Origin of the sequence: Phytopseudomonas seleniipraecipitans (genome assembly GCF_900102335.1) — a bacterium.
GTDB classification, from domain to species: Bacteria; Pseudomonadota; Gammaproteobacteria; order Pseudomonadales; family Pseudomonadaceae; genus Aquipseudomonas; species Aquipseudomonas seleniipraecipitans.
This window is the reverse complement of the sequence record NZ_FNBM01000004.1, coordinates 126,416-146,579: the sequence shown is the minus strand read 5'-3', so window position 1 is coordinate 146,579 and position 20,164 is coordinate 126,416. Positions and strand designations below refer to the sequence as shown.

The 20,164-nt window shown below is 61.6% G+C and carries 18 protein-coding genes; 10 read left to right on the top strand and 8 right to left on the bottom strand.

The window, feature by feature from the left end:
- Positions 1-7 precede the first annotated feature (7 nt).
- Positions 8-1,174: an efflux RND transporter periplasmic adaptor subunit gene (locus BLS60_RS10705; RefSeq protein WP_092367737.1), complete on the bottom strand. Its 1,167-nt coding sequence runs from the start codon at positions 1,172-1,174 to the stop codon at positions 8-10.
- A 186-nt stretch (positions 1,175-1,360) separates the two neighbouring features.
- Here BLS60_RS10705 and BLS60_RS10700 point away from each other — a divergent pair, with 186 nt between their 5' ends.
- The 3 genes from BLS60_RS10700 to BLS60_RS10690 all read left to right on the top strand — a co-directional run bounded on the left by BLS60_RS10700 (position 1,361) and on the right by BLS60_RS10690 (position 2,718).
- Positions 1,361-1,915 carry a TetR/AcrR family transcriptional regulator gene (locus BLS60_RS10700; RefSeq protein WP_092367734.1) on the top strand — a complete coding sequence of 185 codons (555 nt, stop codon included), beginning with the start codon at positions 1,361-1,363 and terminating at the stop codon, positions 1,913-1,915.
- A gap of 117 nt (positions 1,916-2,032) precedes the next feature.
- A complete protein-coding gene (locus BLS60_RS10695; RefSeq protein ID WP_092367731.1) occupies positions 2,033-2,356 on the top strand; it encodes a helix-turn-helix domain-containing protein in 324 nt (107 codons plus the stop codon).
- Positions 2,353-2,718 (top strand): hypothetical protein, encoded by a 366-nt coding sequence (locus tag BLS60_RS10690; protein ID WP_092367728.1) that lies wholly within the window; start codon positions 2,353-2,355, stop codon positions 2,716-2,718. The genes BLS60_RS10695 and BLS60_RS10690 overlap by 4 nt, the downstream gene beginning before the upstream one ends.
- Here BLS60_RS10690 and BLS60_RS10685 read toward each other — a convergent pair.
- The gene (locus tag BLS60_RS10685) at positions 2,715-4,484 is read right to left on the bottom strand and encodes a bifunctional diguanylate cyclase/phosphodiesterase (RefSeq protein ID WP_092367725.1); all 1,770 of its coding nucleotides are present in this window, start codon (positions 4,482-4,484) and stop codon (positions 2,715-2,717) included. The genes BLS60_RS10690 and BLS60_RS10685 overlap by 4 nt on opposite strands.
- Before the next feature lie 228 nt (positions 4,485-4,712).
- Entirely contained in the window at positions 4,713-6,803 is a 2,091-nt protein-coding gene (locus BLS60_RS10680; protein ID WP_208597293.1) for a carboxy terminal-processing peptidase, read from the bottom strand.
- Between the two features lie 128 nt (positions 6,804-6,931).
- Here BLS60_RS10680 and BLS60_RS10675 point away from each other — a divergent pair, with 128 nt between their 5' ends.
- Positions 6,932-7,897, top strand: a complete 966-nt coding sequence (locus tag BLS60_RS10675) for an NAD(P)H-quinone oxidoreductase (protein ID WP_092367720.1) — start codon at positions 6,932-6,934, stop codon at positions 7,895-7,897.
- 35 nt (positions 7,898-7,932) lie between these two features.
- Here the strand turns inward: BLS60_RS10675 and BLS60_RS10670 are convergent, their stop codons facing one another.
- Complete coding sequence (locus BLS60_RS10670; RefSeq protein WP_092367717.1) at positions 7,933-9,540, bottom strand: FMN-binding glutamate synthase family protein; 1,608 nt, start codon at positions 9,538-9,540, stop codon at positions 7,933-7,935.
- Positions 9,541-9,798: 258 nt separating this feature from the next.
- Here BLS60_RS10670 and BLS60_RS10665 point away from each other — a divergent pair, with 258 nt between their 5' ends.
- From BLS60_RS10665 to BLS60_RS10655, 3 genes are all read left to right on the top strand, one after another.
- Positions 9,799-10,923, top strand: a complete 1,125-nt coding sequence (locus tag BLS60_RS10665) for a beta-ketoacyl-ACP synthase III (RefSeq protein WP_070881932.1) — start codon at positions 9,799-9,801, stop codon at positions 10,921-10,923.
- 266 nt (positions 10,924-11,189) lie between these two features.
- Positions 11,190-12,443: an OprO/OprP family phosphate-selective porin gene (locus tag BLS60_RS10660; protein ID WP_070881933.1), complete on the top strand. Its 1,254-nt coding sequence runs from the start codon at positions 11,190-11,192 to the stop codon at positions 12,441-12,443.
- 191 nt (positions 12,444-12,634) lie between these two features.
- A complete protein-coding gene (locus BLS60_RS10655) occupies positions 12,635-13,759 on the top strand; it encodes a GNAT family N-acetyltransferase (RefSeq protein WP_092367714.1) in 1,125 nt (374 codons plus the stop codon).
- A 49-nt stretch (positions 13,760-13,808) separates the two neighbouring features.
- On the opposite strand, the gene BLS60_RS10650 is transcribed toward BLS60_RS10655, so the two are convergent.
- The 4 genes from BLS60_RS10650 to BLS60_RS10635 all read right to left on the bottom strand — a co-directional run bounded on the left by BLS60_RS10650 (position 13,809) and on the right by BLS60_RS10635 (position 17,856).
- Positions 13,809-14,072: a DUF2790 domain-containing protein gene (locus tag BLS60_RS10650; protein WP_070881935.1), complete on the bottom strand. Its 264-nt coding sequence runs from the start codon at positions 14,070-14,072 to the stop codon at positions 13,809-13,811.
- A gap of 198 nt (positions 14,073-14,270) precedes the next feature.
- Entirely contained in the window at positions 14,271-16,106 is a 1,836-nt protein-coding gene (locus BLS60_RS10645) for an ABC transporter ATP-binding protein (protein WP_092367711.1), read from the bottom strand.
- 158 nt (positions 16,107-16,264) lie between these two features.
- Positions 16,265-16,819 (bottom strand): peptidylprolyl isomerase, encoded by a 555-nt coding sequence (locus BLS60_RS10640; protein ID WP_092367708.1) that lies wholly within the window; start codon positions 16,817-16,819, stop codon positions 16,265-16,267.
- 110 nt (positions 16,820-16,929) lie between these two features.
- Entirely contained in the window at positions 16,930-17,856 is a 927-nt protein-coding gene (locus BLS60_RS10635) for a LysR family transcriptional regulator (protein ID WP_070881938.1), read from the bottom strand.
- Between the two features lie 77 nt (positions 17,857-17,933).
- Here BLS60_RS10635 and BLS60_RS10630 point away from each other — a divergent pair, with 77 nt between their 5' ends.
- The 3 genes from BLS60_RS10630 (at position 17,934) to rarD (ending at position 20,127) form a co-directional block, all read left to right on the top strand.
- Complete coding sequence (locus tag BLS60_RS10630) at positions 17,934-18,248, top strand: 3-phosphoglycerate kinase (RefSeq protein ID WP_070881939.1); 315 nt, start codon at positions 17,934-17,936, stop codon at positions 18,246-18,248.
- A 143-nt stretch (positions 18,249-18,391) separates the two neighbouring features.
- The gene (locus BLS60_RS10625; RefSeq protein WP_092367705.1) at positions 18,392-18,991 is read left to right on the top strand and encodes an FMN-dependent NADH-azoreductase; all 600 of its coding nucleotides are present in this window, start codon (positions 18,392-18,394) and stop codon (positions 18,989-18,991) included.
- A gap of 233 nt (positions 18,992-19,224) precedes the next feature.
- On the top strand, positions 19,225-20,127 hold the full coding sequence (rarD, locus tag BLS60_RS10620; RefSeq protein WP_070881941.1) for an EamA family transporter RarD: 903 nt from the start codon (positions 19,225-19,227) through the stop codon (positions 20,125-20,127).
- Positions 20,128-20,164 lie beyond the last annotated feature (37 nt).

Genomic DNA, 20,164 nt, shown 5'->3' with positions numbered 1-20,164 from the left:
CTCCGGCTTACTGCGCCTGGGGAGTGTTTTCGTTCTGCGCCTCAGCGCTGGGCTGGCGTGGCACCACCTTGGCGCCCGGGCGAATGGCCGTCAGGGAGCTGGTGATAACCTGGTCGCCGGCTTTCAGGCCCTCGGTGATCTGCCAGCGTGCGCCTTGCATGGCGCCGGTGGTGACCGGTCGCGGTTCCACGGTGTTCTCGGCGCCCAGCACCATCACACTGGCCTTGCCGTCGGCGGAGCGCTGCACGGCCCGTTGCGGCACCAGAATGGCGTCCTGATCGAGGCCTTGCGGCGTGCGTACACGCACGTACATGCCGGGCAGCAGCACCCCGTTCGGGTTGTCGAAGCGCCCACGCAAGGCAATCTGGCCGGTGCTGCGGTCCACTGAGATGTCGGTGAACAGCAAGGTGCCTTTGCTCTCGATATCAGTGCCGTCTACACGCAGCGACAACGTCTTGTCGCCGTCACCGGAAACCTTGCCATCAGCAATCGCCGCGCGCAGGCGCAGCGCATCGGCGGCGGGCTGGCTGAAGTCGGCATAAACCGGGTCGAGCTGCTGAATCCGGGCGAGCAGGGTGGTTTCGCCCTGGCCGACCAGCGCGCCTTCAGTAACCTGCGCACGCCCGATGCGCCCGGCAATAGGCGCACGTACCTGGGCATAACCCACATCCAGTTTCGCGGTTTCCACGTTGGCCTGGGCCGAACGCTTGTCGGCCTGGGCGCTTTGCATTGCCGCACGGGCGACATCGAAATCCTGCTGGCTGACGGCGTTGATTTTTACCAGCGGCTCGTAGCGTTTGACCGTAGCCTGGGCCTGGAACAGCTGCGCCTCGGCGCGTGCCAGTTCACCCTCAGCACGCGATAGCGCGGCCTTGAACGGCGCCGGGTCTATCTGGAACAGCAGGTCGCCCGCCTTAACGTCAGCGCCTTCCTCGAAGGTCCGCTTGAGCACGATACCCGCGACCCGCGCGCGCACTTCGGCAACGCGTACCGGCTCGATGCGGCCCGGCAGTTCAGCGACCACGGTAAACGGTTCGGTCTTGACGGTAAGCACGTCGACTTCGCGCGGCGGTGCTTCCCCCCAGCCTTGTTCACCCTTGTCACAGCCTGCGAGGCTGACGGCTACCAGAAGGGCTATCGTCGAAAAGACGCAACGTTCGCGAATCCTGCTCATGCTTCACCTGGGGCGTAGCCCATTCGTTAGTTCTTGAAAGGCGCGGATGATGGTACTTTACTGCAAATGAGTCAATATTGACTCATTTGCAGTTTTCGTGATCAAAATGGATGGTCCCCTTGAGGAAAAAGGTTTTTCCTGCACAATGACGCGCCCTTGCCGACGCCTGAATGAAGACTGGAATTGATGCTTAGACCCGCTGCTGAAGAAAAACTGCTCAAGGCCCTGGCGGTCGCCATCGTCGAACACCCGCGCGGCACCTTCAAGGAAATAGCCCAGGCTGCCGGGGTGAGCAAGGCGACCCTGAATCGTTTTTGCGGAACCCGCGACAACCTGATCGAAATGCTCTTCGATTATGGCTCCGAAGTCATGAATCAGATCATCGTTGAAACGGATCTGCATGAGGCACCAGTGCCCGAAGTCTTCCAGCGGCTGGTTGACGGTCATTTGGTCCATCGCGATTTGCTGGTGTTCCTGATGTTCCAGTGGCGCCCCGACTCATTGCATGACTGCGGTGAAGAGGCGCGCTGGCTGCCGTACACCAATGCTCTGGATCAATTCTTTTTGCGCGGGCAGCGTGAAAAGGTTTTCCGTATCGATATCGGCGCGCCGGTTCTCACCGAACTGTTCGCCTCGCTGCTGTTCGGTCTGGTAGATGGCGAGCGGCGCGGGCGGGTTGCGCGGGCGAGCATGGGGGCCACGCTGCAGCAGTTCTTCATGCAGGGCGCAGCGGCAGGGTGAGCGACTGACGAGCGCGCCGAGCGTGATGGCTGATAAGATGCCGTGAACAACGTGGCCGGCAGCTTTGCCCAGACCTGATTACGCAGACAGAAGCTGCGCCCCGCGGAGAAACGACGCATGAATGTACAAGTGATCGAGCGAGACGGCGAACCGGAATACGCCGTGCTGCCGTGGGCCGAGTACCAGGCGCTGTTGCAAGCGGCCGGGAAGGGCGTCGCAGCGCCGGCTGCTCAGCCCACACCTGATGCGCCGAAGCCGCTCACTCAGCTGGCTGCGTTGCGCGAACTCAAGGGCCTTAGCCGCGATGAGCTGGCCAGGGCAGTGGGTATCAGCCCGCATTACCTGGGCATGATCGAGAGCGGCGAGCGGCAACCTGATGCGGCGATCCTCCGTGCCTTGGCGTGGGTACTTGGGATTTCCGGCTGGGAGGCTGGTGCGTGAGCGTGCGCATCAGCCGCGCGCACTGGGAAGCCCTTCTGGCAGCTCTTGACGACGCCCGTCGGCAGCGCCATCTGCTGACCTACCGCGCCCTGATCGAACGTCTGTCGCTGCCCGCGCCGGCCATGCAGACCCTGACCGCCGCACTCGAGCACCTCGCCGCGCTGGACGCCCGCGGCGAGCGACCGCTGCGCAGCGCGCTGGTAATCAGCCAGGGCGCCAGCCGCCTGCCGCGCACCGGGTTCTTCGACTGTGTCACCCGCCTGGGCCGCTTCGAAGGCGCCTCTGACGGGGTCGCTGCCGCCTCTTGGCACGCGTCGGAAGTGGCGCGGGTATTCGAGTTTAATTATCCCGACACGCCCTAGGCGACTGAGCCCTGCAACGTATGCGTGTCGATCACATGCACGCTGTAACCCGGTATAGCCTTGGCGTGGCGCTTGGCTTCCGAAGCCAGGCCGGCCAGCTCGCTGGCGTCCAGCAGCGTGCAGTGCTCTGGATGTAGATGAACGACGCCCAGTGACAGAGACAGCAGCGGGAACTCTTCGCGCTGGCCCTGGCGGTTGTGGCTGACGAAGCAGCCAGCGTCCAAGTGTTCATCGAGATAGAAGCGGCGGCACTGGCCCTGGAAATCTTCCAGCAGGCGATTGAGGCGGGCGCGCCAATCCTTCGAGCCGAATACCAGCAAAAAGTCGTCACCGCCGATGTGGCCGACGAAGTCGCGTGTCGGGTCGATCCGCTCGTTCAGGCAATGCGCCAGACACAGCAGAACCTCGTCACCCTTGGCGTAGCCGTAGAGGTCGTTGAAGGGCTTGAAGCTGTCGATGTCGACATAACAGATCACTGCTTCGCGGCTTTGCTGCAGCAGGCGCGTCAGGCACTGCTGAATCGGCACGTTGCCGGGCAGCAGAGTCAGCGGATTGGCATAGCGGGCCTGCTGGATCTTCAGTTCGGTGATCAGTTTGAGCACATCGATGACCCGGCCCAGGCCTAGGTAGCAGCCGTCGACGGTAATTATGAAATCTTCTTCGATACGCTGGCGTGCGCGGCTGGTCAGCAGGCGGCTGACTTTCTGCAGCGGCTGGCTGACCTCCACGGCGAGAAAGTCATTGCTCATCAGCCGGCTGATTGGCTTGCGCGCGAACAGTTCGGTGGCAAAGGGCTTGAGCAGCACTTCCGACAGCGAGTTACGGTGCACGATGCCGACTGGCCGTTGTTGTTCGTCCAGTACCGCCAGTGAATTGAGGTTGGCCTGGGCACGAAAGGCTTCCAGCACATCGGCGGTGGGCGTGGCGATCGACACGGCCGGCGTTTCGTTAAGGAGCGCGGTGAGGTCGCTGCCTTCTTCGCTGAGCGAAGTTGGCGGGCTGTCCAGTGCCGGCAGCAGGCTGCGCGCATCCGTCGGCGGCTGATCTTGCGGGCGGCAGAGCAGGTAGCCCTGGAGCAGGTCCACACCCATTTCGCACAGCACCGCCAGCTCCTCCTCGAGCTCGATGCCTTCGGCGATCACCTGGGCGCGTGACGCCTTGGCCATTTGCAGGATCGAGCCGACGAACTCGCGCTTGACGGCATCCTGGTGGATGCCGTCGATGAAATGTCGATCAATCTTCACGTAGTCGGGGCGCAGCTCCGACCACAGGCGCAAGCTCGAATACCCTGCACCCAGGTCATCCAGAGCGATGGAAAACCCCATGTCGCGGTAGTGATGCAGAGCGGTATCGAGCAGGTTGAAGTCGTCGGTAGGCGACTGCTCCGTCAGTTCGATCACCACCCGACTTGGCGGAATACCGTAAGCCTGCAACAGCTGCAGGGTGCGGCCGGGCTGATGATGAGCGTCGAGCAAGGAGTCTGGCGACACGTTGAGAAACAGCAGGCCATCCAGCTTCAACTCGCTGAATCGGCGGCAAGCATTCTTGCGGCAGGCAAGCTCCAGCTCGCATAGCAGGCCAGTCTGCCGGGCCGCGGCAAACAAGGTGATAGGAGAGTGCAGCGGGCTGTTCGACGGCCCACGGGTCAGCGCCTCGTAGCCCAGGATGCGCCGCTCGGAGAGCGACACGATTGGCTGAAACAGGCTATGCAGGTCGCCGTGCGCGAGGATTTGGCCCAATGCGCTCAATTGCTCGGTGACGGTCATGACGGGAACTCTGTAGAAATCGGGAGGTGCGCGAGCACAGGCAGGCCTCGCGGATCGATGCCGCTGAATGTCGGCGATTTCACTACAGATTGATGACGCTTTGATGAACAGCAGGGCGTCGACACAACTCGCCACGATGGCTCATAGGCTCGGGGAAGACTGATGAACCCGTGAGGCACAAAAAAGGGCGTCGTATTCACGACGCCCTTGGGATTTACCGTGTGCCTGTTATTGCTTGGCCAGGCGGGTGTTGAGCTTGAGATAGTCGATGAGGATGTGGCCGGTTTCCGACAGGTAGGCGTCATCCTCCGGCTTGGTCTTTTTCTCTTCCTCGTTTTGTGCCAACACGTCGTCTTCGTCTTCTTTCTTGAGTTCGGTCAGCGGCTCTTCGCCTTTGGCGCTGCGGCGTGCGTTCTCGATCACCAGTTGACGTTTCTCGATGTCGGCCTGCTGGGCTTTGCGCTTGGCTTCATTGAGGCTGACAGTCTTCTCGGCCATCAGCTCGCGAGACAAGGCCAGGCGATCACGGGCAAAGTTGAAGTCCGGGTTGTTGGCTGTGCGCGTGTCATAACGGTTCTTCAGCTCGGTGAGGAACGGCTTGATCGGGTCGAGCTCAGGCTTGATAGCGGGGCGAATGCTGTCCCATGGCATGGCCTCGGGCAGCGCGCTTTCGCCGATCTCCTTGTTGTCCATCACGTCAGGGTAGGAGATATCTGGCACCACACCACGGTGCTGAGTGCTCTGCCCGGAAACGCGGTAGAACTTGGCCAGGGTCAGCTTCAGTTCGCCATGGTTGAGCGGCTGAATGGTCTGCACGGTGCCCTTGCCGAAGGTTTGCCCACCAAGAATCAATGCGCGGTGATAGTCCTGCATGGCGCCCGCGAAAATTTCTGATGCCGATGCGGACAGGCGATTGACCAGCAGGGCCAGCGGACCTTTGTAGAACGCACCGTCATGTTCATCAGCCAGCACGTCGACGCGGCCATCGCTGTTGCGTACCAGCACGGTCGGGCCCTTGTCGATGAACAGCCCGGTCAATTCGGTCGCTTCCTGCAGCGAGCCGCCACCGTTGTTGCGCAGGTCGATGACGATGCCGTCGACCTTTTCGGCCTGCAGCTCGGTGATCAGTTTCTTGACGTCACGGGTGGTGCTTTTGTAATCCGGGTCGCCAGCGCGGAACGCCTTGAAGTCCAGATAGAAAGCGGGAATTTCGATCACTCCAAGGCTGTAAGGACGACCGTCCTGTTCAATCTTGAGGATGGATTTCTTCGCCGCCTGTTCTTCCAGCTTGACCGCCTCGCGGGTGATGCTCACCACTTTGCTGGTCAGGTCATTCGGGGCGTTGCTGGCGGGAATCACTTCCAGGCGAACACGCGAACCTTTGGGGCCGCGGATCAGCTTGACGACTTCATCGAGGCGCCAGCCGATCACGTCGACTATTTCGTCGTCGCCCTGGCCCACACCGACGATCTTGTCGGCTGGAGAAATCTGCTTGCTCTTCTCGGCCGGGCCAGCCGGCACCAGGCGTACGACCTTGACGTGCTCATTATCGCTCTGCAACACGGCACCGATGCCCTCGAGGGACAGGCTCATGTTGATGTCGAAGTTTTCCGCACTGTCCGGAGACAGGTAGTTGGTGTGCGGGTCGTAGCTCATGGCGAAGGCGTTGATGTAAGCCTGGAACACGTCTTCGCTACGGGTCTGCTGCAGGCGTGCCTGCTGGGCCTTGTAGCGTTTGGTCAGCAATTCCTGGATGGCCTTCGGCTCTTTGCCTGCGAGTTTCAAGCGCAGGACTTCGTCCTTGAGACGCTTGCGCCACAGGTCATCCAGTTCCGCGACGTTTTTCGCCCACGGGGCCTTTTCGCGATCCACGAGCAGGTCTTCATCGACCGTGAAGTCGATTTTGTCGACACCCTTGGCAAGCAAGTCCTGCACGTACTGCAGGCGGCTTTGCTGACGCTCCAGGTGGCGCTTGTAAATATGGAAACCTGGCTCGAGGTCGCCTTTTTTCAAAAGGTCGTCAAATTTGTCTTTCCAGCGGTCGAACTCTGCAATGTCGCCCGCGGTGAAATAGCTGCGCGCCGGATCGAGCATCTTCAGGTAACCCTGATAGATTTTCTCGGAGCGTGCATTGTCGAGCGGCGGCTTGCTGTAGTGATGGCGCTGCAGCAATTCGACGACGTTGAGGCTGGCGATGACCTGATCGCGATCAGGCTGCAAGTATTCCCACGGATCGGCTTGGCTGGTTTTTGCGGCGAGGGGCAAAGCGCCCAGCCCGAGAACGAGGGCCAGGGTGGCGCTGATAAGAGATCGCTTCATGCTGATTCGACGCGGGGACAGTTGATAACGCATATTAGGCCGTCTTTGAGGGCGCCAGGTTCCATCGGCGCAATGCAAAAGCCCAGCGCGAGGCGCTGGGCGAGGTTCAAATGCACTATGGAGGCAGCGTGAAAGCATTGCAAGGCGTGGAAGGGCAGGTGGAATGGGCACAGCGTCCCACTCCTGCCTGTGATGTGGGTGAAGTACGCATTCGCGTGGCGGCCGCGGGCCTGAACCGTGCCGACCTGTTGCAACGTGCCGGGTTGTACCCGCCACCACCGGGTGCCAGCGATATTCTCGGACTGGAATGTGCCGGCGTCATCAGCGAAGTGGGTGCCGGCTGCGACTGGCAGGTCGGTGATCGAGTTTGTGCGCTGCTCGCCGGTGGTGGTCTGGCGGAAGAAGTGGTGGTCGATGCGCGGCATGTATTGCCGGTGCCGGAGGGCGTTTCACTGCATGAAGCAGCAGCGCTCCCTGAGGTGTATTCGACCGCCTGGCTCAACCTGTTCCAGTTGGCCGGCTTGAAGCCAGGTGAAAAGGTGCTGCTGCACGCTGGCGCCAGTGGTGTCGGTTCGGCGGCGATCCAGCTCTGCAAGGCCTTCGGCAGTGCTTGCTGGGTGAGCGTCGGATCGGCAGAACGGCTGGCCTATTGCGAGAGCCTGGGTGCTGCCGGTGGCGCAATTCGCGGTGGCGACGGCCTCGAAGCGCTGCATGAGGTCGGTCCGTTCGAGGTGATTCTCGACCCGGTAGGCGCCAGTTACGCGGCGCTGAATCTCAAGTTGCTGGCGCTCGACGGGCGCTGGGTGAACATCGGCCTCATGGGCGGACGCAAGGCAGAGTTCGACATGGCCCTGCTGCTTGGCAAGCGAATTCAGTTGATCGGGTCGACCCTGCGCAGCCGTGATGACCTATTCAAGGCAGATCTGCTGCGTGACCTGCGTCAGCACGTCTGGCCGCTGTTCAGCGAAGGGCGGCTCAAGCCTCAGCTGGCGCGCACCTTCCCGATTGCCGAAGCCCAGGAGGCGTTCGCCACCCTGGAAGGCAATCAGGTCAACGGCAAGCTGGTGCTGGTCATCGACGACAGCCTGAGCTGACCGCCAAGCCGGATGCGGCGCCACTCGGCGTCGCGTCAGGCAGCCGCATCGAAACTATCGGCGCGGGCCATCTTCCACATCCTGGCGTAGAACTCGCCCTCGATGTTGCCGCTGAGCAGCTCGCCCGGCTTGAGGAACACGTGCTGCTGCGAAAACAGGCGGATTTCGGTGGCAGACATGCGCTGTACCAAGTGGCGCGCGTCCATCTGCGAGGGGTGATCGAGGCCGGCTGCGGCGAGCATTTCGGCCAGTGCCTTGAGTGTGTTGCGGTGGAAGTGGTAAACCCGCTGCGCCTTGTCCTCAACGACGAGTGCACGCTGGCGAAGCGGATCCTGAGTCGCCACACCAGTCGGGCATTTATTGGTGTGGCAACTCTGGCTCTGAATGCAGCCAATGGCAAACATGAAACCGCGTGCCGAATTGGCCCAGTCGGCACCGATGGCCAGCACCCGAGCGATATCGAAGGCGCTGACGATCTTGCCGCTGGCGCCGAGCTTGATCTTGTCACGCAGGTTCAGGCCAACCAGGGTGTTGTGCACGAACAGCAGGCCCTCGCGCATCGGCACGCCCAAGTGATCGGTGAACTCAACCGGCGCGGCGCCGGTGCCGCCTTCCTTGCCATCGACGACGATGAAGTCCGGCAGGATGCCGGTTTCTAACATGGCCTTGGCGATGCCCATGAACTCCCACGGGTGGCCCAGGCAGAATTTGAAGCCGACCGGTTTGCCGCCCGACAACTCGCGCAGGCGAGCGATGAATTGAAGCAGTTCGATAGGGGTGGAAAACGCGCTGTGACGTGACGGCGATACGCAGTCTTCGCCCATCGGTACGCCACGGGTTTCGGCGATTTCCGCGGTAATCTTGTGTTTTGGCAGGATGCCGCCGTGGCCCGGTTTGGCGCCCTGGCTCATCTTGATCTCGATCATCCGCACTTGCGGTCGCTGGGCCTGAACGGCGAATCGCTCTGCATCGAAGGTGCCCGATGCGGTGCGGCAGCCGAAGTAGCCGCTGCCGAGCTCCCAGATCAGGTCGCCGTCGTGCTCGCGGTGGTAGCTGCTGATGCTGCCTTCGCCGGTGTCGTGAGCGAAGTTGCCGAGCTTGGCACCCTGGTTCAAGGCGCGTATCGCGTTGGCGCTCAGTGAGCCGAAGCTCATCGCGGAGATATTGAACAGCGACGCCGAGTACGGCTGGCTGCACTGCGGCCCGCCAATGATCACGCGGAAGCTGTCAGGGTCGGCCAGCGGCGCCGGGCGCATCGAATGGCTGATGAACTGAAAACCGTTCTGGTAGACATCGGTGAGCGTGCCGAATGGCTTGTCGCCGCCCTCGTTCTTGGCCCGGGCGTAGACCAGCGAGCGCTGGGCGCGGGAGAAGGGCAGTTGCTCGCTGTCGCCTTCGAGCAGGTACTGGCGGATCTCCGGGCGGATGCCTTCGACCAGGTAGCGGATGTTGCCCAGGATCGGGTAATTGCGCCGCACAGCATGACGCTTCTGCAGCAGATCGCCCACCCCGATGAGGCTCAGCAGGGCACCGACCAGGGTCAGTGGCCAGACCCATTCATGCTGCAGGAACGCCAGGCTGACGAGGGTGAGCAGCACACAGAAAGCGAAAAAGGCGTAGCGGCTTAGCAGGGACAGGTTCATGCAGAATCCTTGGCGCATGGGTGGCGCCCGCAATGTAGACGGCCTGCGGCCTATTCGTCGATGGTTAACGCGTATGTGCAAGCACCGTTGTTCATGCGGGGGCAGGCGAAAACAGGGCGCCTGTGGCACACTTGAATGCCTGTAATGGAGGTGTTTGCGCGGACGGCACGCTGTTGTCGACCACGCAATTGACACCCTTGGCCGCCCTGCGGTTTGCCTGACTATCGCCGCGAATGGCGAAGAACAAGAGGAATACTCGTGCATAACGTCGTCATCAGCGGTACGGGCCTGTATACCCCGGCCAACAGCATTTCCAACGACGAGTTGGTGGCGTCCTTCAATGCCTTCGTGCAGCAGTTCAATGCCGAGAATGCCGAGGCTATCGCGCGCGGCGACATCGAGGCGTTGAGCGAATCGAACAGCGCCTTCATCGAAAAGGCCTCGGGCATCAAGAGCCGTTTCGTAATCGACAAACAGGGCATTCTCGACCCGCAGCGCATGGTGCCGTTCATTCCGGAGCGCAGCAACGAGCAGTGGGGCATCCTTTGCGAGATGGCCGTGGCTGCTGCCGAGCAGGCACTGGCCCGCGCCGGCAAGACCGCTGCGGACATCGACGGGGTGATCGTCGCCTGTTCCAACCTGCAGCGCGCCTACCCGGCCGTAGCGATCGAAGTGCAGGCGGCGCTGGGTATTCAGGGCTTCGGCTTCGACATGAACGTAGCCTGCTCCTCGGCGACCTTCGGCATCCAGGCGGCCGCGAACAGCATCCAGCTTGGCCAGGCGCGGGCGATCCTGATGGTCAACCCGGAGATCTGTACCGGCCACCTGAATTTCCGTGATCGCGACAGCCACTTCATCTTCGGCGATGCCGCCACTGCGGTGATCATCGAGCGCGCCGACCTGGCCACGTCCGAGCATCAGTTCGACGTGGTCAGCACCAAGTTGCTGACCCAGTTCTCCAACAACATCCGCAACAACTTCGGTTTCCTCAACCGCGCTGCTGAAGAGGGTGGCCCGCTGGCTGAAGGTCGGCTGTTCGTGCAGGAAGGGCGCAAGGTATTCAAGGAAGTGTGCCCGATGGTTGCCGAGTTGATCGCCCGTCATCTCGAAGAAAACCAGTTGAGCGTGACCGACGTGAAGCGCCTCTGGCTGCACCAGGCCAACCTCAACATGAATCAGCTGATCGCCCGTAAGCTGCTGGGGCGCGACCCTGAAGCGCATGAGGCGCCGGTGATTCTCGATACCTATGCCAATACCAGTTCGGCGGGTTCGGTGATCGCGTTGCACAAGCACCAGGACGATCTGCCCGCGGGGTCGCTGGGCGTGCTTAGCTCGTTTGGCGCCGGTTACTCCATCGGTAGCGTGATCCTGCGCAAGCGCTAATCATCGTGGGCAGCATGCAATGTGCTGCCCATTTACCTAGTTGCTCGCAGCCCCTCTAGAACAGCCCATACAGCCCATATTGGTTACCCGTGTGCGGTAACGTCTGTCAAGCGTTATATTCAAAGGGAGTAAAAAGTTCCCTTGTCATCAAATATTTATATATCAGCAACCGCGCTGAAATAAGCCGCCGCGAAGATTCCCCCAGCACGAACGAGCACCAAGCTCGGGTGTTTTTCAGCACTTAAGTTCAATTAGGGGAATTCTCGATGATCCGTAAGCACTTCGCCGGTTTCGCAGCCAGCGCCCTGGCTCTGGCCGTTTCCGCCCAGGCTTTCGCCGGTACCGTCACCACCGACGGCGCTGACATCGTAGTTAAGACCAAGGGCGGCCTGGAAGTCGCTACCACCGACAAACAATTCGGTTTTAAGATCGGCGGCCGTCTGCAAGCGGATTTCGATCAGTTCGACGGTATTTACAGCCGCAACGGCAATACCGCCAATGAAGCCTACTTCCGTCGCGCTATTCTCGAAGTCTCTGGTGTTGCTTACACCGACTGGAAATACGCGTTCAACGTGGACTTCGGCGAGAGCGGCGGCAGCAAGTGGGACGAGGCCTCGATCACTTACACCGGCTTCAAGCCGGTCAACGTGAAGATCGGCCGTTTCGACCCGGACTTCGGTCTCGAGAAGGCCACCAGCTCCAAGTGGATCAGCACGATCGAGCGTTCGGCCATCTATGACCTGGCTGATTGGGTCAACGACAAGCAAGACGGCATGGGCGTGCAGGTCAGCGGTGTCGCGGGCAATCTGTTCTACGGTTCTGCCGGCTTCAACCGTGCCAAAGGCAATGAAGATGTCAACGGCAAGAACAACAACACCTACAACCTGCGCGGTGTAATCGCGCCGATGGCTGAGTCGGGCAATGTCCTGCACTTCGGTGTGAACTACGCCAAGCGCAGCACAGAGAACTTTGACGGCCGCATTCGTTCGCGTATGAACGTGCGTGGCACCACTGAAGATAGCGTCAACGGCAACCGTCCAGACTTCGCGCCAGCTGTCGCCGGGCAGTTCGATGGTGACAGTGCCTGGGGTCTCGAAGCTGCATTCGCCGCCGGCCCGTTCTCGGTGCAGAGCGAATACCTGCGCCGTGACATCGACGCTATCTCCGGTTCTGCTCGTAGCGACCGTGAGGCTTCCGGCTACAACGTACAACTGGCTTACACCCTGACCGGTGAAGCGCGCGGCTATAAGCTCGATGGCGGCAAGTTCGACAGCATCAAGCCACAGAACAAGCAGTACGGCGCTTGGGAACTGGTCTATCGCTACGACAATATCAAGGCCGAGGAGGCCAGCATCATCGACACCAAGGCCAAGATCCACACCGTGGGTGTGAACTGGTACGCCAACGAAGCCATCAAGGTGTCGGCCAACTACCTGATGGCCAGCACTGACAACGTCGTCAACGCCGCTGGTGATGACGATGGCGATGGCGTCAGCTTGCGCCTGCAATACGCGTTCTAAGCAATACGCTCCAAACGTGGTGCTCCCTTTTAACCCCGCCTTGTGCGGGGTTTTTTATTATCTGCCACGTGTAGCGGTCGGCTTCCGGCCCGTGGTAAGCGAGGCAACGGCTCGGGCCATTTTTCATGGGCGGTCGGCTCTGGCCATTGCTTGACGATATAGTGTGCGCTGATTGCCCGCGGATATTGCCGATGCCTGTTTACAGCCTGCACGCCCTCAACGAACTCGATGCTGAAGTGTGGGACGGCCTGCTCAGCGAACCACAGCCGTTTCTGCGTCACGCCTTTCTGTCGGCGCTTGAGGACAGCGGCAGCGTTGGTGGCCGTAGCGGCTGGCAAGCGGCGCATCAGGTGCTGCTCGGCGTCGACGGCCAACCGCTGGCTGCGCTCCCGGCCTACGTTAAATACCACTCTTCCGGTGAGTACGTGTTCGATCACAGCTGGGCTGATGCCTGTCGTCGGGCTGGCATCGCCTATTACCCCAAGCTGCTCGGCGCGATTCCCTTTTCACCGGTCACCGGTCAGCGCCTGCTGGGCAACGTCGAAGCGGCAGGGCAGATGCTCGATGCAGTAACGGCATCGCTGGAGGACCAGGGACTATCCGGGCTGCATGTGAATTTCACCGACGCAGCCGGCAACCAGCTGCTGGAAGGTCGCGCGGGCTGGCTGCAGCGCCTGGGCTGCCAGTTTCACTGGCACAACCGTGGCTATCGGGATTTCCAGGATTTTCTCGACACGCTCAGCTCACGCAAGCGCAAGCAGATGCGCAAGGAGCGCGAGCAGGTGGCCGGGCAGGGGATTCATTTCGAATGGCGCGAAGGGCACCAGCTGAATGAGGCGGAGTGGGACTTCGTCTATCACTGCTACGCCAACACCTACCACATACGCGGTCAGGCGCCTTACCTGACCCGCACTTTCTTCAGCCTACTGGCCGAGCGCATGCCCGAGGCGATTCGTGTGGTGCTCGCCTGCCGTGGCTCGCAACCGGTGGCCATGGCGTTCAGTCTACTGGGCGGTGACAGCGTGTATGGTCGCTATTGGGGATGCCTGGCCGAGTTCGACCGGCTGCACTTCGAAACCTGTTTTTATCAGGGGATGGAGCAGGCTATTGCCCAAGGGCTGCAGCGGTTCGATGCGGGCGCGCAGGGCGAGCATAAGTTGATTCGCGGCTTCGAACCGGTCATCACTCATTCCTGGCATTACCTGGTGCATGAAGGGCTGCGTGATGCGGTGGCGGGTTTTCTACGGGAGGAGCGGGTGGGCGTGCTGGCCTACGCCGAGCAGGCACGGGAGATGTTGCCTTACCGGCAGGTTTGAGCTGAGGCACTGGCGCGCTGCGGTTACCCGCAGCGCAGCACGCAACCGATCACGCGTCGTAACGGCCGCCCCATTCCAGAAAGCGCATCTTGTGGGTTTCACCCTGGCTGTCGGTGAAGACCATGATCACCGGGACTACGCCCCTTTTTTCAGAGACGTCGGTGCGGTACAGCACCTTTTGCACGTCGACTTTCATGCCGTAGTGATAGTCCTCGGTCGGCAGGCCGGCACCGGGCTTGGCCTGGATGTCGGCAGCGAATACGGCAGGAGCGAGACTGGAAAGCAGAGCGGTGACAGCGGTTGCGATTTTCATGGGTGAGTCCTCGATCATTTCGGATGACAAGCAGCCCGGCCGGCTCGGTCGGTCTCGTTGCCTGTAGGACTCATATGACCAGCAAAGCCGACACCGCGGAAATTGATGCCTTCGTTAATGGGTATCACGGAAAATGATAGATGTTAGCAAGCTAACTATTGTCATGATTTTCAGACGTCCTGCGGTACCTGGTCGGCGTCAGTCGACGCCGACGAAGCCGCCCGTCTGGTGCTGCCACAGCCGGGCATAGAGGCCACCGCGTGCGATCAGCTCGGCGTGGGTGCCAGTCTCGATCACCTGGCCCTGGTCGATCACCACCAGGCGATCCATTCGCGCGATGGTGGAAAGGCGGTGCGCAATGGCGATCACCGTCTTGCCGTCCATCAGGCTATCGAGGCTCTCCTGAATGGCCGATTCGACCTCCGAGTCCAGCGCCGAGGTGGCTTCGTCCATGATCAGGATCGGCGCATCCTTGAGCAGCACCCGGGCAATGGCAATGCGTTGGCGCTGGCCGCCAGAGAGTTTCACACCGCGTTCACCGACCTGGGCGTCGAAGCCGAGGCCCCCCTGGCTGTCATCCAGGGGGGCGATAAAGCCCTCTGCTCGGGCCTTGCGTGCCGCGGCCCAGAGCTCTTCGTCACTGGCTTCGGGCTTGCCGTAGCGCAAGTTGTCGCGGATCGAGCGGTGCAGCAGGGACGTATCCTGGGTGACCACGCCGATGTTGGCGCGCAGGCTTTCCTGGCTCACCGCGGCGATATCCTGACCATCAATGAGGATGCGTCCGCTCTCGAGGTCATAGAGACGCAGCAACAAGTTGACCAGGGTCGACTTGCCGGCGCCCGACGGCCCGACCAGGCCGATCTTCTCGCCAGGGCGGATGTCGATGGCCAGGCCGCTGATCACGCCGCCTTGCTTGCCATAGTGAAAGTGCACGTCGTCGAAGCGCACGCCGCCCTGTTGAACCTGTAGCGGCTTGGCGTCTTCACGGTCGAGTACTTCACGCGGCTGGACGATGGTCTGCATGCCGTCCTGCACGGTGCCGACGTTCTCGAAGATGCCGTTGACCACCCACATGATCCATTCGGCCATGTTGTTGATGCGAATCACCAGGCCCAGTGCCAGGGCGATGGCGCCGGTGCTGATCAGCGCCTCGCTCCATAGCCACAACGCCAGGGCGCCCGTGCCGACGATCAGCAGGCCGTTCATACAGGTGATCAGGAAGTCCAGGCTGGTGATGATGCGCGACTGCAGGCGGAATTTGTCGAGCAGCTCCTGCATGGCCTCGCGGGCGTAGGTTTCCTCCTCGCGCGAATGGGCGAACAGCTTGAGCGTGGCGACGTTGCTGTAGCCGTCGACCACCCGACCCATGACTTTCGAACGCGCTGCCGAAGCGGCTGCCGAGCGGGCCTTGATACGTGGCACGAAATACCAGAGCGCGGCGCTGTAGCCGATGATCCACAGTGACAACGGCACGATCAGGCGCAGGTCGGCGGCGGCGAACAGGTACAACGCGCTGCCGGCGTAGACCACCACGTGCCATAAAGCGTCGATCACCTGCATGGCCGAATCGCGCAGCGACGGGCCGGTCTGCATGACGCGTTGGGCGATGCGCCCGGCGAAGTCGTTCTGGAAGAAATTCAGGCTCTGCTTGAGCACGTAGCGGTGGTTCTGCCAGCGAATCAGGTTGGTCAGCCCCGGGTTGATCGCCTGGTGGGTGAGCAGGTTGTGCAAGCCAAATACCAGCGGGCGGATGATCAGCGCCACCAGCGCCATCCACAGCAATTGGTTGCGGTGTTCGGCAAAGAATGTCCGCGCGTCGGTGGTCGCCTGGGCCATGTCGATCAACTGGCCGAGGAAGCTGAACAGCGCCACTTCGATCAGCGCCGCGAAAAAGCCGATAACCAGCACCGCGATCATCAGCGGCCATACCTGTTTCAGGTAATGGGCGTAGAAGCGCAGCATGCCGCTGGGCGGCGCAACGTCAGGGCTGGGTTTGAAGACATCGATCAGGTTTTCGAAGCGGCGGAACAACATGAGGCGCAGTCTGCTCTGGCGAGTTGGCGGGCGTTTGGCTTGTGGCTGCCGACAGGCGACGCCTGCCGTATGAAAGAGTGCCGATAGGCGTGAGCGCGGGGCTCGGAGGTGAACTCGCGTGCCTTGGCACGCGAGTTACCGGCAAGAGCGTAGCAGTATCAGAGGCGCTTGGCGTCGAGAATCACCACCGGGTCAACCGGCACGTTCTGCTGGCCGGCGCGGTTGGCGGTGCGCACCTGGGCGATGCGGTCGACCACTTCCATACCGCGGGTCACCTTGCCGAACACCGCATAACCGAAGTCGCGCGAGCCGTGGTCGAGGAAGGCGTTATCGGTGTGGTTGATGAAGAACTGGCTGGTGGCCGAGTCGCGCACCTGGGTGCGGGCCATGGCCAGGGTGCCGCGTACGTTGTGCAGGCCGTTGTCGGCTTCGTTCTTGATCGGCGCCTTGGTGTCCTTCTGGCGCATGTTCTCGTCGAAGCCGCCGCCCTGCACCATGAAGCCGGGAATCACCCGGTGAAACTGCGTGCCCTTGTAGAAGCCGCTGTCCACGTAAGCGAGGAAGTTCTGGGTGCTGATCGGTGCCTTCTGCTCATCGAGCTGCACTTCGATTTCGCCCAGGCTGGTGGTCAGCAGCACAGTGGGGTTCTCGGCCGCCATGAGGTGAGCGGTGAACAGCAGCGAGCAGGCGGTGAGGGCAAGTTTCTTCAGCATCGGGTCTAGTCCTTGGGTGAGGTGGCAGCAGTGTTTTCGACTTCCGGCAGAAAGGCAAGCAGACGGCGCATCGACGGCAGGGGATAAGGCCATTGCCGTGCGGTATGGCTTCAGGCCGGCGCTGCCGGTGAGCCAAAGGCTGCGTTCAAAGGAGCGGCGTCGAAGCGTTGAATGAGGTCGGTGAGAATCTGCGTGGCCGGCCCGAGGGCCTTGTCCTTGCTGGCATAAAGGAAGAACACCGGGCTGCGGCTGCCGCCTTTATCCAATGGCAAGGGTTTGAGCAGGCCGTCACTCAGCTCGCGCTCAATCATATGCCGCGGCAGCCAGGCAAAGCCCAAACCGTTGCCGACGAAGGTCGCAGCGGTGGCCAGGCTGCCGACCGTCCAGCGCTGCTCCGCTCCAAGCCAGCCGACATCACGGGGTTGCTGACGCCCCGAGTCGCGGATCACCACCTGCATCTGGGTTTCCAGGTCCTGGAAGCTCAACTGCCGCTGCAGGCGATGCAAGGCATGATCGGGATGGGCCACGGCGATAAATTCCACGGGGCTCATTTCCGCACCGAGAAAACCGGGAATGTTGTAGCCGCTGATCGCCAGGTCGGCGACACCTTCCTTGAGCACTTCCTCGACACCGGACAACACTTCTTCGCGCAGGCGCACCCGGCAGCCTCGGCTTTGCGGCATGAAGGCGGTGAGTGCGCGTACCAGGCGCGCGCTCGGGTAGGCGGCGTCCACCACCAGACGTACCTCGGCTTCCCAGCCCTGTTCCATATGGTGCGCAAGATCTTCCAGTTGGCTGGCCTGCTTGACCAGTTGCCGGGAGCGGCGCAGCAAGACGTCGCCGGCCTCGGTGAGCACCGCTTTGCGACCGTCGATACGCAGCAACGGCACGCCCAGCTGTTCCTGCATGCGTGCCACGGTGTAGCTGACCGACGATTGCGAGCGATGCAGCACCTCCGCCGCCTGGGCGAAGCCGCCATGGTCGACCACAGCCTGCAGCGTGCGCCATTGGTCGAGGGTTACGCGTGGGGCCTTCATTGCATCTCCTCCGCCAGTCCCTTGCGCACGGGCAGGGTACTGGCCCTAAACTGACAGCCCACCGTCGGAGGCTGGCCATGAAAAAAATCTGTTGCGCGCTGATCACCCTGTTGCCACTGGCAGCGCAGGCCTATCCCATCGAGTTGGAGAAGCAGCTCAATGGGGCTGAGGTCGCGGCCAGCTCTCAGGAAATCGACCACAACATGGCGGCGGTGCGGGTGCAGAACTACGGCGCAAAGGCTGCCTCCTGCAAAGGCGTATTTCGTAATGGCCCGGAAGCGCCGCGTACCCGTAGCGTCAGCCTGGCAGCGGGGGAGAGCGGAAACCTGACCGTGAAATTCGCCCGCAGTATCATCCGTTTACGCGTGCAGCTCACCTGTGAACCGCAGTAGCTCATCGCGCTCGCAGCCTAGGGTCTGCGGCGGAACAAATCAACTTCGTCGATAGTTGGCAGCGGATAATCACGCTTTATTATCGAATCCTGCGTCTCTAGTCTCTGCGCCATCGTTTGATCCGCCTATCGATGGAGCGTCCAATGGCTCGGCTACTGGTGATTGAAAGCAGTGCACGTCAGCACGGCTCGGTTTCACGGCAACTGACCGAGTGCTTTCTGACACGCTGGCGTGCTGCGCATCCGGATGACCGCATTTGCCGTCGCGATCTGGGCGCCGAACCCGTGCCGCATCTGGATATCGCTCTGCTCAACGCCTGGACGCAGCCCGCCACCAGCCATGGCCCGGCGGAGTGTGCCGCGCTGCAACGTGCCGATCAGCTGGTTCACGAATTGTTGGTGGCTGATGTGCTGATGCTGGCTGCGCCAATGTACAACTTCACTATTCCCAGCACACTCAAGGCGTGGTTCGACCATGTGCTACGCGCCGGAGTAACCTTCCGCTACAGCGAAAATGGCCCTCAGGGGCTGCTGCATGGCAAGCGCGCCTTCGTCGTGACGGCCCGCGGCGGCATCTATTCCGGTGGCATTCAGGACCATCAGGAACCCTACCTGCGCCAGCTGTTGGCATTCATGGGCATCCATGACGTGACCTTCATTCATGCCGAAGGGCTCAACCTCGGCAGCGAGTTCATGGCCAAGGGCCTTGAAGCGGCCGAGCAGCGCATCGCCCACCTCATCTGACGCAATCGCTTTCATCCTCCATTTCCGGCTACGGCACCTGGTAGTTGTCTAGTCGATGGCCGGTTCCTGCACGCGCCGGGCTGCAGGTGATTGTCTGTCAGGCAGTGAACCGTTATGGTGCGCCGCCCATTCGTATAGCGGCGTTGACGTGCTCGCCAGCGCCGTCTCGGCGTCGCCGCTGCTGTCGGCTGATAGGCTGAAAACGAATGGCTTTCTTTCCTTCGAGGTGCGTGATGACGCTTTCCGGGCGTGGTGTGGTGTTTTCTGTCAGCGCCTCGATTCTTTTTGCGCTGATTCCCGGCTACGTGCAGATGCTTACACCGCTGGATGGCTGGCAGGTGTTCGCGCAGCGCGTGCTGTGGTCGATTCCCGCTGTATTATTGCTGGTTACCGTGCTGCGCCAGTGGCCGGCGCTGTTTACCGTACTGCAGCGCCTGCGCAGTGAACCGCTGCTGCTGGCGGCCTTGCCACTGTCTGCCGCACTGATCGGCGTGCAATGGTTTCTGTTCGTGTGGGCACCGCTAACCGGGCACATGCTCGATGTGTCGCTGGGCTACTTCCTGCTGCCGTTGGCGATGGTGCTGGTCGGCCGGGTGTTCTATGGCGAACGCCTGCGCCCCCTGCAGAAGATCGCCGTGGCCTGCGCTTTTGCCGGCGTGCTGCACGAACTGTGGCGTTCTCAGGCATTTTCCTGGGTGACCCTGGTGACCGCGCTGGGTTATCCGCCGTACTTCATGCTGCGTCGCTGGATGCGCCTCGATGCCCTGCCAGGGCTGATTCTGGAGATGGTGATGCTGGCGCCGCTGGCCATCTGGATGATCGTGCACTGGGCGCCGGCCAACGTGTTCGACGAGTTCCCGCGCCTGTGGTGGCTGGTGCCGGGTATGGCGATGCTCGGCACCGTCGCGCTGGCCGCGATGATGGCCTCGGCGCGGCTGCTGCCGCTGGGCCTGTTCGGCATCCTCAGCTACGTGGAGCCGGTGCTACTGTTTATGGTCAGCCTGGTATTTCTGGGTGAGCAGTTCGACTCGGCCCAGTTCCTCACCTACTTGCCGATCTGGCTGGCGGTGGTGCTGGTGGGTTGGGACAGCGGCCGTCTGCTGCTCAAACAGCGGCGCATGCGCACCCCTATCTGACGGTTTTCAACCTGCCGTTCGGAGAAACAATTCGGCC